Here is an 11,144-nt window from a genome sequence, read left to right on the forward strand (position 1 = left end):
CGCGGAGCCTTCCGTGCCCGCGACAAGCGGCGAACGACGTCCCGTTCGTTCTTGTCACGCCCCGGTCGTGCCCGTAACACCATCACCCAGCACCCGCCCCCGAGCACCATCACCTACCCTGCCAACAAGACATATACCCAACCAAAGAGGAACCCAGCACTAGGGGAGGACTGTCCGATATCGCGGGCAACCAGATTGATCTTCGAGGGTTTGGTGCTGGCTGGGGGCGCGGAGCCGTCGCGTCATCGGCGCTTCGTCGAAGGGGAGGACGAGCATGGGCGTCATCGATCGCGAGTGGATCCCCGCCCTGCAGCGTGACGGGCGGTACACGCGGCTGCTTCAGCTCCTCGAACACAAGGCATGGCAACGGCGGTTCGCGACACGCATGCATCAGCTGATCGCTCGGCCTGCGCGGGCGCCCACGCCGCCGCTTGGCGTCGGGGCCATCCCCCGCGGGCGCGGGGAGCACTTCACGCCGTGGAACACGACCCTCGTCCGGTCGGGACCACCCCAGCGGGCGCGGGGAGCACGCGTCGTCCCCGATCAGTACCCGGAGCGTGAAGGGACCGTCCCCGCGGCGCGGGGAGCACACCGGCGATACGGTGCGCTCTCTGGCCGAGCAAGGACCATCCCCGCGGGTGCGGGGACCACTCGTGATGTTGCGCGGGTTCTTCGTCAGCTGCGGGGCCATCCCCGCCGGCGCGGGGAGCACACCTCAAGCACTGAGTCACAGATGTCCGGGTGGGGGCCATCCCCGCGGGCGCGGGGAGCACAGCTCGCCTCCGTGGAGGAGGGTCAGGGCGAGGGGGCCATCCCCGCGGGCGCGGGGAGCACTGACGGAACATGTGGGTCTTCCTTCCCTCGATGGGGCCATCCCCGCGGACGCGGGGAGCACTTCCAGAACGTGCGGGTGGTGGACCCGCAGACGGGGCCATCCCCGCGGGCGCGCGGGGAGCACGGCGGCCCCGTGCAGGGCGGGTTCACCACCGAGGGGCCATCCCCGCGGGCGCGGGGAGCACTGCGGATTCCCTGGATCTTTCAACCAGGCGAGGGGGCCATCCCCGCGGGCGCGGGGAGCACAGAAGATCCGCCTCGCCCACCGGGTGCTCGTCGGGGCCATCCCCGCGGGCGCGGGGAGCACGATCTTGAAAAGCGCTTACCCTGAGTCGCGATGGGGCCATCCCCGCGGGCGCGGGGAGCACCTGATGGCACGTGAGAAGACCGTGGCGGCCACGGGGCCATCCCCGCGGGCGCGGGGAGCACTGCTCGACCTGCTGTTTTGTCAGCCGACAGAGCCGTTTCAGAACAGTTTCTCCGAACCTGACATAAGGAACAAAAGGCATTGATAGGTCAACCTTTGCCGAATCGTCGGCGCTGCGCGGCTTTGCTCCAGCCGGGCTTCGGTGTGGCTTCGGTCGGTGGCGGCTGTGTGTTCGGGCGGCGGATGAGGGTCAGGCCCTCGTGGTCGACCGGCTGCCAAGCGTGGTCATGGGTGCGGAAAGTGAAACCCTGTTCGTTGTTGGTGGTGTGGGCGAGCAGAGCGCGGCCCTGGCCCGCGTATTGCTGCACCTCGTTCCACAGGGCATCGCGGACGCGGGTGGAGGGGTTGCCGATGAAGACGCCTGCGGAGATTTCGAGGAGCCAGCGGGTGAGGAATCCGCGGAGTCCGGGTGGGCAGGTGGTGAGGACGATGACAGTCACCAGATGACCGCCTCGTCCGCATCCGTGGCCACGTCCTCGGAGCTGTAGTTCACTCCGGCTGCTACGTGGTGGTCCTGGTCGCTCTGGAGCGTGACGCGGTCCTGTTCGCCGGCCCGGTCGTCCTCCTCAGCCTGGGCGCCGGGCAGCAGCAGGTACTTGATGTCCTTGACGCAGCGATCGAGGAGTCCGGTCTCGTTGATGCGGTCGCGCAGGCCGCGGCGGGTTCGGGGCCCCACGTCTTCGGGGCCCTCGGCTGCGATGTCGAAGGCGAGCGGGATCCCGATCTCTGTTTTGTAGAGGTCTGCGATGTCCAGGACGAAGGAGAGTTCGTGCCCGGCGTGGACGAATCCGAGGCCGGGGCTGCATCCGAGAGAGGTGACGACGGCGTGGGCTATGCCGTACATGCACTGGGCTGCAGCGGTAATGCCTTGGTTGACGGGGTCACCGCTGCTGAAGTCGCCTGGGGTGTACTTTCTGCCGTGCCATCGAACGCCGGTGCGGGCTGCCTGGGCTCGGTAGCAGTCTTTGACGCGGTCGCCTTCACGCCCCAGGAGCTGGTGGCGGGTCAGACCGTCCGGGTCCTCGTCAGGGAATCGCAGCCGGTACATGGCGCGTGCGACAGCGAGGCGGCTGCGCACATTGGCCCATTGGGTGGCCTGGGCCTCGAGAAGTGCGGCTGAGCGGCTCAGGGCCCTGCCGCCGGCGTAGAAGCGCACGCCGTGCTCGCCCACCCAGGCGACCGCCGCTCCGGTCTCGCCGAGAACACTCATCGCCTGGTGGGTGATGCGGGTGCCGGGGCCGAGCAGGAGGGTGGCGATGGTGGCGGAGGGAATGTGGGTGGTGCCGTCGGCATCCTGGACGGTGATGGCGTTGGCATCGCGGTGGACGGTGCAGCGTTCCAGGTAGATGAAGGAGACCCGCTCACCGGTGCGGGCGAGGTGGCGTGGGGTGAGGGTGGCACGCCTGCCGGCTGTCGGCACTTCCTCACTCTCCAGATACAGAAGGCGCCGGGACAGGGGCGAGGGTCATGAGCCCGCAGCCGTACGCCTTGGCCTTGCCCAGCCCCCGGGTCAGGGTGCGGCGTAGGGCGTCGGCGTCGGTGACTACGAGGCGTCCGTCGAAGGTGACCGTCACGACGTGCACCCGGTGATTCGGTGACCTGTCGTCACGGGACTTGGCGAAGGACAGGGCGCGCTCGTCACGGACGGCGAGCTCGTACCGGTCTCCGTGGTGGGGGCGGTTGTGGTGAGTGGTGCCGCCGGGCAGTAAGCGTCGCTCGTGTGGCTTCTCCAGGACGCGGAAGCCCGCTCGCTCCTGGCGTTGAGGGTCGAGGAGCCAGCCTCGCTGGTGGACGGGGGTGAGGTGCGCGGTGCGTTTGGTCGGTTCGCCGGCTTTGCGCCGGATCTGGTGCACCGGGTTGGCGGTGAGCCGGAACTCCCAGACGCTACCTGCGGCGAGGCGGTCGAGGAAGGGCGCGTAGGGGCGGCTCTGCCAGCCGGGGGTCTCCGGATCAAGGGCGGCAGCCGGCCAGCCGGCCTGCTCCACAAGGTGGGTCAGGTCAGGGCGCGCGGGGCTCACGAGGTAGAGGAAGACCTCGGCCTTGGCGTTGTGGTCCAGGCGCCACAGCACTCTGCTCCCTTCCGTGTCGCCCGTGCTGGTGGGCAGCAGGCCGGGGAAGGAGGCCATGACCGCCGCGTGCAGCGACTGCGGCGAGGAGAGCAGACGGCGGGCTCCGGGCCGTGCGGTGTTCACACGGAAGCGGGTCAGATACATCAGGGGGTTTCCTCCTCCACGGCGTCGAAAGGATCGTGGTGCGGAACCGGGTGGGCGGCGGCCGGCGCGCGGACAGCCAGCACTGCACGCGGGTTGGGTACCTCCACGGTTGTGCTGACCACGGGGCGCAGGGCGTGGCGCCGGTGCGCGGCGGTGAAACTGAGGGGCTGATCACGCAGGACGTCCCCACGCTGTTCACCGGGGTCGGGCTCCCGCAGGACGTTCAGGACCACCGTGTGCTCCTTGCCGTGCAGGCGCTGGTACCAGTCGGCGGCCTGCCAGGGCTCCTCGTGCAGGGCCTGCGGGAGGGAACTGCCGCGGGTGCCGAGCTCCACCGGCAGGGCCGGCGGGCAGGAACGTCTGCCGAGGAAGAGAGGGTGAACGGGCGTGCTCAGGGCAGTGTGGAGTTCTTCCAGGAGGGCGCGGTCTCCTTCGAGGACCGCGACGAAGACGGCGTCGGCGAGGTAGAAGCGCTCGGACAGCGGCATGGATTTGCCGGTGACAGCGTGCTGGGCGGTCTGGAAGTCCCGTACACGGGTGCCCGGCTGGTCGGCCCGGATACCGAAGCGCAAGGATGCCAGGCGGGAAAGGCCGGCGTCGTCGCTGCGGTCGAGGCCCTGGGCGGCGGCGAGCATGCCGATGACGCCGCTCTTGGTGGGGACAGACTCGGTGGTACGGCGCACGAAGCGGGCCGATGCCCCCCAGGCTTGCAGGGGGCCGGCCAGCCGGAGGACCAGGACGCTCATACGGGCTTGTCCAGGTGCTCGGCGACAGCCTGGCCGACCGCCTCGACCAGTTCATTGAGCCGGTGCATCTGCGTGCCGAGACCGCCGAGCTGTTCGGTGGCGGGGCCGACCCGCAGAACCCAGGAGAGGGTGGACTCCTCGTCGCCATAGGTGCGTTCCACCTCTGGGACATACTGCGTGAGCCGGGTCACTGCCTGGCGCAGATACCCGCTCTCCCCGGTGACGGGTTCCTCGAACGCGGCTACGTAGCTGATCGGCCGGGTGGTGCGCAGTTTGACGATCACGGCGTCGGGGAGGGTGTGGTTCCCGAACGTATTGATCTTTCCGGTCGGCAGTGACTCGAGGAAACTCTGTACGAACGCCTCGACCGCGCGCCGCACAGGTGCGGTGCGCGGTTCCTCCTCACGAAGGCCCTCCCCGAGGTTCTTGGCGAGCTGATGGACGCTGAGCGCTGCATAGCGGTAGAGGGTGGAGGAATTGAAGTCGACGGTGCCGATCATGCCGGCACCCGATTCCGCATCGGTGTTCTCGTCGTCCACAGCCGTGTAGTAGTCGGACTCGTTGTCGACGCGGTGCACGCTGATGGCGTGGGCGACCTGGACAGCAGCATCAACATTGAAGTCGGCGGAGTCGGCGACCATGCGGCCGAACAGCGCGATGTCGACGGAGTGCCGGGTATCGGCGATCTCCCGGGCTCGCGCCTTGATGTCCTTGTCCTTGAGATAGGTCTTGATGTCGGCCGCGCCCTGGACGGCCAGCGCGGCGAGACCGTCGAGCTGGCGTGCGCTGAGGAACATCAGGTACTTCGACTCCGGCGCCGCCTCTGGCCCGCTGTCCTTGGCGGCTTCGGCTTTCCTCTTGGGGGCCTCGATCTTGGAACCGGTAGCGCCGTGGATCACGTCGGCGGCGATCTGGAGGGCCTCAGCGCCTTGGAGTGCGGGGTCCAGGCCGGTGATGCGGGCGGCGAGGACCTCGGCGACCTTCTTCGTCCGTACCCCCAGTTCGCTCGGGTTAAGAAGGTGCTCCCGGCCGAAGTAGGTACGGGTGGCGCGCTTCCACGCCTGGCTGGACACGCGAGCACGGGGTGCCCCGCCATAGACGGCTGACTTCGGTGCGCCCGTGTCGTCCCGGTTGAGATTGCTGGGCGGCACCGTCTGCAGCGCGTGCACGTCGAGAAAGATGCGGTTCACGAGGCGTCCTTGTCCGTGGGGTCAGTGATGTGATCAGAAGCAGCCGGGGCGTCCGCCTCGTTCTTCTGTGGGGCCCGGTAGGAGTGGAACGAGCGCCCCCAGGCCCGGCGTACGGCCTCGCGGCCGGTGGGCTCCTGCCAGCCATAGAGCTGCCCTGCCAAGAGGGCGTAGTCCAGGGGGATGTCCGCACCCCGCAGCATCACGACGATCTCGCGCAGACGCTGCGCCACAACGGGCAGGCCCGGTGCGGTGCCGACGCGGACAAAACGCTTGCGGACGGGCTCGGCGATCTCACCCGCCGGCATCAACTGGCGCACAGCGCCACCAAGTCCCCTGGGCGCCGTGCGCGACCCGGCCCGGTGCATGGCCGTGCTGCGGGACTGCTGGTGCAGCGCCCACAAGGTGAGCGCCACGTGCACCGCGTCCTCGGCGCGGGTCAGCTCGGCCTCGTCCAGCGGCCGCCCGCCCGCGGCGGGCCCATCGTGCAGGGCCCCGGTATCGGCCAGCCCCCACAGATCTGGCACCTGGGAGAAGTCCTTGCCCGCGCCTCGACGCAACCGGGCCAGGGCCCCCACCGCGTAGGACTGGTCGCCCAGATATCCCCTCTGCAGCGGGACGATGAGGTCACTGGTGAGCACGCTGACACGCTGCGCAGTGGTGGCGGTTTCGGCGAGGGTGGTCATGCGGGCACCTCCGAAGAGCAGTTGGGCCCCCGGGCGGAGCCGTCGCCCGGCGCCCGGTCAAAGGAGTAGGGGTCGCTGAGCGCCTTGCTGAGGTGGATGAGGAACCACTTTTCGGCAAGCGCCGAGTTGAGCCACTCGGAGCCCTTCTTCGCCGCCACCACCCGGCCCTCCCACGCGGCGTTGCCCGCCTCGCTCATGAGCCGTTCGCCCAGCTGCCGCAGGTGCCGGTAGGTGTCCTGCTGCCAGCGGGTGCGATGGGCGTCGGGGTCTTCGGCGGTGGCCAGGTCACGCAGCCAGACGCGGTAGGGGCCCTCCAGGGCGGCGAAGCCGAGGCTGCGGGCGGCCGAGCGGGGCCCTTCGCTCTCACGGCCCGCCGCACGAGCGAGATCCGTGGCGAGATCACCGAGAGCGGTGACCGCCCGCTCCGCCTCACCGACCGCGTCGATGGCCTGTCGTGCATAGGCACGGTCCTGTTGATGCAGCAACACCACGGCCATGGCCAGCCGGTCGTCGACGATTTCGTCGATCACCGACTGCTGGGTTCCATAGACCGCCCCCACAACGCGCGCCCGGATCAAAAAGCCGCGGGGCAGCTCTCCCTCCGTCACCAGCCGTGCGATCCATTCCAGGATTCCCGGCCGCAGCACTTTGGCGGCCTCACTGCCCTGTGCCGCCTCGGCCCGTCCCACCACCAGGGCTTCGATACCCCGCCAGGTGGACCGGTCCGGATCGTGCTCCCTGGGCAGGTACACGACCGGTTCACCGCGCTTTTTCTCCTGGGCCGGGCTCCTGCGCCATGCGGTCATCGGCTCGGCCCCCTGCATGTTGTGCGGGGCGAGCGGATCGCCGTAACCGAGGACGACGCCGTATGCGCCGTCCGAGTCGAACCGCAGGCGCAGCCGGCGGGTCTGCCAGGTGTACAGGTCGCGCACGCCAGCAGGACGTGTTCGGCCCGAGGGACCGGGCCCGCACGGCTTGTGACGCCAGGCCGGAGCGTCCTCGCGGGAAAACCGCACGCCGCTGGTGTCGGCGGCGACCAGATTCAACAGCAGGGTCTGGCGCAGTGTCTCGCCCTCGGCCAGGACCCCGCCGAGCGCCCCCGCCCAGCCGACCCCGAGCGGGTACACCTTGCCGCCCTTGACCCGGCCATCGCCGTCAATCCCGGTCTTGATACCGGAGGTGTCATAGGCGTGCGCGTGCACGACCCAGCGGGCCGCCTCGGCGAAGCTGAGCCGCTCGACGGCCGGCATGCGGGAGCTGAAGAACGGCTCCCCGTTGGGAACATCCGCGACGATCCGGTTGAGTGAGAAGACCTCGTCGCGGACGGTGCGCAACTGTGCGACCTGGAAGAACGGTGTGCGCGGGTGCAGCAGGTCGAACCGCTCGCGGTGTCCGTCGAGATAGGCCGCGACCGGCGCGAAACAGTCCTCGTCGGCCCACAACTGCACCCAGTGCTCCGTGTCGCGTGGGCCCTGAAGCGCGTCGTGGGCCACCGCGAGCAGGAGACGCACCAAGGCGAATTCCTGTGTGGGTAAATCCCCTACAACGCCGCGGAGTTCACCCGCTCGGGCGAACACGTCACGAAGTGACAGTTCGTCCTGGGCGCCGTCCTCGTCCAGCACCGGGATCCAGGGACGGCTGGTCAGGTCGAACGTCAACACCTTTGCTAACGCGCCCAGTTCCTCGGATTCAGTCACTGCTGCTCACCTCAAGGCCGTCACTCTGGCTGTAGCGGAGTGAGAAGCCTGCCAGAGAGGTCTGACAATCGGCGTCGAGCGCCAAAATCAGCTGACCGGCCAGCCAATGACTGTCCTTCCCCTGCCAGGCCGGTACGTACAGCTCCTCCAGTTCGGCGATCGCGCGGTCCATGACCTCGCCATGCGAGAACTGAAGGGGCAACCGCAGCCCGCAACTGGCCGCGGCCCGCGCTGCAGCCGCCGTCGGAGGCCGGTCGGTGGGCAGTTCCAGCCCTCCCTGGCCCTTTGCGAGCCAGGGCAGTGTGGCCAGCGACCCGTCGGCACGCCGCTGCACGACCACCACCTCCAGGCTCTCCTTGCTGTCACGGACCTGCGCCCGGCCGGCTCGGGTATCGTCCGCATCTCCCACGCCCGCCGCGACCCACCCGATGAGTGGCCGGCCCGGGCGTCCCACCGCATCCAGCCGGAACACCTCCGCCCGCCCGGCCTGCTCCGCACGGTGCTTCTCGTGACGCTCCCACGCCGCGGTCATCGCATCGGACCAGGCTGCGGGGCCCACAGGACCTTCGGCATACGCGCCCTGGACCAGCGGGCTGATGTCCCCGGGCAGCCGCACAGGCCGCCGCGGGCCCTCCAGGTGGGGCAGCAGGACGGCAGCGGAGCGCAGCAGCGCATACGCCCCGTACACGGCGACCGACCCCCCTACCGGTACAGGCACCTCCCCGTTCCAGTCGACACCGGTGACCAGGCAGCGAGCCTCACGCAGCCGCGCAGGACGCTCCGCCTGCCCCGGGCCGCGCCGGTGACGGTGCAGGCGACCTATCCTCTGGAGCATCAGGTCGACGGGGCACAAGTCGGTGACGAGCAAGTCGAAGTCGACGTCGAGCGACTGCTCGGCGACCTGGCTGGCGACCACGATGTGCGGTCCCGCCGGACGCTGCCCGCCCGCCTTCTCCGGCGGCCCGAACCGGGCGAGGAGACCGGCGTCCTTCGCCGCCCGGTCCACATCGACGAAACTCGAATGAGCGACAGTCACGGCCTGTTCACCAAAATACGCATGCAGCGCCCGGGCGGTCTCCAGCACCCGCCTGACCGTGTTGCGTATGACCAGGACACAGCCGCCGCCCTCCAGTTCGGCCACCAGCCGGCCGGCCAGAACACCCTGGTCGTCCTCGAGCCGTTCCAGATGGACATCGCAACTCCGGGACGAGGCAGCACTCCCCTCGACGATCGGAACCTGAGCGGGCACCACGGCAGTCAGCAGCGGATAGGAGGTGGCCCGGGCCACCTCCTCAAAACCACCTGCCTCACCACCGGAGGCACCACAGGCTCCGGCATAGGCTTCTGCGAGCTGACGGCGACGATCCGAGGGCAGCGTCGCGGACAGCACCACCACCGGCACCCGGTAAGCCCCCAGCCACGACAGCACCCGGTCCAGATAGACACTCATATACGTGTCATAGGCGTGCGCCTCGTCGATCACCACGACCTTCCCCGCGACCGCAAGGTGACGCAACGCCAGATGCCGGCTCTTGAGCCCGGCGAACAGCAACTGATCCACCGTCCCTGCAACGAACGACGACAGCATGGCCTTCTTCCGCCCCCGTAGCCACGCATGAGCGATCAACTCGGCCGGAGCCAACCGCTTCACATCCGAGGGCCGCCACCGCCCCACCTCGCCGTCCACATCAACGGCAGCGATCTGCTGCCGACCGCTGCGCATCAACTCGGCATAGTCGTCGTTGAGAGCGGCCTTGGAATGCGCGAGCAGCACGGACCGCCTGGCGCCTTCCTGCGAGGGCAGCCGGCCGATCCACTTCAGCAGCCGGGGGAACATCGCGTTCCCCGTAGCCATCGTGGGCAGAGCAAAGAACACCCCGCCTGCACCTGAACGGGCCGCGAAGATCTCAGCGACCGCGAGCGCGGCCTCCGTCTTCCCCTCTCCCATCGGAGCCTCAACGATCATCAGACCAGGCGAGGGCATCTCACGAGCCAACCGGACCGCGGCCTCCTGCACCGGCCTGACACTCGCCCCCGGCGGCAGATCGAAACGCGACGCGACCACCGCCCGCGCCTTTCCGGAAGGCTCCTCGGCCCGCCACGGAGCAGGCAACCGCAGCCCACGCCAGGCCGCGGCGACCCGTTCCTCACCGGTACGGGTCTCCTGCGGGAAATACGGGAACAGATCCGGGTTGCTGGCGATCCAGTCAGCGACGATCACCACTGCAGTGAGCAGCACCTGCACAGGTTGCGACAACCGCACCGTCCGCCAGACGCGTAGCCGCTCCCTCACGCCGTACTCCTCGACACACGCGTCGAGCAACTCCTCCTGCACTCGCCGCCACAGCTCTCCACTCGCCCCCGGCGTCCGCAGCAGATACGGCCGGTCATAAAGATCATTGAGCTGTCCGTGCTCCGGCGGCACCCCATGGTGGCCACCCGTAACGACAGCGAACTGCCCGCTCTGCCGGGCCGACCAGCCGTGCCGCTCCTCCAGCCATTCGCTCAGCAGCACCTGCCCCGCCAGCGCGTGCGCAGCCATCGCCCGAGCGACCCCGAACTGCCTGCGGGTCTTCATCTCCAGGCCCTGCCCCCGCATCACGTCAGCGAGTTGATCGACCTGACACGCGAAGGCCGGCGTGGCCTTCCCTATGTCATGCACAGCCGCCAGCCACACCATCAGCGACCGGCCCTCCTCCGCCGCACCTGGCAAAGCCTCAGCCACCAACGTCCGAACGTTCGCGGGCAGCCACTCATCCCACAGCAACCCGGCCACCGCCGCGCTATCTTCCATGTGCCGCCACAGAGGTAGCCACCCCTCGGTGTCCCGGTCGTGCTTGGCCCACACAGAACGCACCGGCCCCACAAGCCGGCCCCCTAGCCCCGTATAGGACGACTCCCTCTCAACGGTCATGGCAGAGACATACAGCCAAACCTGAAGCCAAGGCAGCGAAATGGAGAAAGCGCACTTCTGTACGAACAGATCAAGGAAAATGCGGGCCCCGGCTCACAGCACTACGCACCATCCGGTATCGCGAACACTCGATGAACGGGTATCCACCACCCAAGCAACCTTATGACCCTTATGTCCGAATCAGTGAAACTGCTCGAAACCAGCTCCCGGCAGTCACAAATCCGCAGGCCACGGAGTGTGCTCCCCGCGCCCGCGGGGATGGTCCCGTCGCTGCCCGATCTGGTCCCGCGCCAGACGGGTGCTCCCCGCGCCCGCGGGGATGGTCCCGCTCTATCTGTGGGCCGAAATCAGTGAAACTGCTCGAAACCAGCTCCCGGCAGTCACAAATCCGCAGGCCACGGAGTGTGCTCCCCGCGCCCGCGGGGATGGTCCCGTCGCTG

At 68.8% G+C, this 11,144-nt stretch carries 8 protein-coding genes and 1 CRISPR repeat array; all 8 genes read right to left on the reverse strand.

What is annotated here, in order from left to right; translation table 11 throughout:
- Nucleotides 1-440 precede the first annotated feature (440 nt).
- Nucleotides 441-1,263: a CRISPR direct-repeat array (repeat unit 29 nt; unit sequence GGGGCCATCCCCGCGGGCGCGGGGAGCAC).
- 87 nt (nt 1,264-1,350) lie between these two features.
- The 8 genes from cas2e to cas3 are packed head-to-tail and all read right to left on the reverse strand — an operon-like array spanning nt 1,351 to nt 10,584.
- Nucleotides 1,351-1,701, reverse strand: coding sequence for a type I-E CRISPR-associated endoribonuclease Cas2e (gene cas2e / locus ACFVYR_RS37530; RefSeq protein ID WP_384263323.1), 351 nt, complete (start codon nt 1,699-1,701; stop codon nt 1,351-1,353).
- Complete coding sequence (cas1e, locus tag ACFVYR_RS37535; protein WP_384263326.1) at nt 1,698-2,681, reverse strand: type I-E CRISPR-associated endonuclease Cas1e; 984 nt, start codon at nt 2,679-2,681, stop codon at nt 1,698-1,700. Before cas1e ends, cas2e begins: the two co-directional genes overlap by 4 nt.
- 4 nt (nt 2,682-2,685) lie before the next feature.
- Nucleotides 2,686-3,474 carry a type I-E CRISPR-associated protein Cas6/Cse3/CasE gene (gene cas6e, locus ACFVYR_RS37540; protein ID WP_384263328.1) on the reverse strand — a complete coding sequence of 263 codons (789 nt, stop codon included), beginning with the start codon at nt 3,472-3,474 and terminating at the stop codon, nt 2,686-2,688.
- Nucleotides 3,474-4,220 (reverse strand): type I-E CRISPR-associated protein Cas5/CasD, encoded by a 747-nt coding sequence (gene cas5e / locus ACFVYR_RS37545; RefSeq protein ID WP_384263331.1) that lies wholly within the window; start codon nt 4,218-4,220, stop codon nt 3,474-3,476. Before cas5e ends, cas6e begins: the two co-directional genes overlap by 1 nt.
- Nucleotides 4,217-5,410, reverse strand: a complete 1,194-nt coding sequence (gene cas7e, locus ACFVYR_RS37550; protein WP_384263333.1) for a type I-E CRISPR-associated protein Cas7/Cse4/CasC — start codon at nt 5,408-5,410, stop codon at nt 4,217-4,219. Before cas7e ends, cas5e begins: the two co-directional genes overlap by 4 nt.
- The gene (gene casB / locus ACFVYR_RS37555) at nt 5,407-6,093 is read right to left on the reverse strand and encodes a type I-E CRISPR-associated protein Cse2/CasB (protein WP_384263335.1); all 687 of its coding nucleotides are present in this window, start codon (nt 6,091-6,093) and stop codon (nt 5,407-5,409) included. The genes cas7e and casB overlap by 4 nt, the downstream gene beginning before the upstream one ends.
- The gene (gene casA / locus ACFVYR_RS37560) at nt 6,090-7,790 is read right to left on the reverse strand and encodes a type I-E CRISPR-associated protein Cse1/CasA (protein WP_384263338.1); all 1,701 of its coding nucleotides are present in this window, start codon (nt 7,788-7,790) and stop codon (nt 6,090-6,092) included. Before casA ends, casB begins: the two co-directional genes overlap by 4 nt.
- A complete protein-coding gene (cas3, locus tag ACFVYR_RS37565) occupies nt 7,783-10,584 on the reverse strand; it encodes a CRISPR-associated helicase Cas3' (protein WP_384263341.1) in 2,802 nt (933 codons plus the stop codon). Before cas3 ends, casA begins: the two co-directional genes overlap by 8 nt.
- Between the last annotated feature and the right edge of the window lie 560 nt (nt 10,585-11,144).

It is taken from the genome of Streptomyces sp. NPDC058284, assembly GCF_042881135.1.
Classification (GTDB): domain Bacteria; phylum Actinomycetota; class Actinomycetes; order Streptomycetales; family Streptomycetaceae; genus Streptomyces.

What these genes read in the sequence shown, in the direction of transcription:
- cas6e (WP_384263328.1), bottom strand. Translation starts at nt 3,474, where the DNA reads ATGTATCTGACCCGCTTCCGTGTGAACACCGCACGGCCCGGAGCCCGC.
- cas5e (WP_384263331.1), bottom strand. Translation starts at nt 4,220, where the DNA reads ATGAGCGTCCTGGTCCTCCGGCTGGCCGGCCCCCTGCAAGCCTGGGGG.
- casB (WP_384263335.1), bottom strand. Translation starts at nt 6,093, where the DNA reads ATGACCACCCTCGCCGAAACCGCCACCACTGCGCAGCGTGTCAGCGTG.
- cas3 (WP_384263341.1), bottom strand. Translation starts at nt 10,584, where the DNA reads ATGGAAGATAGCGCGGCGGTGGCCGGGTTGCTGTGGGATGAGTGGCTG.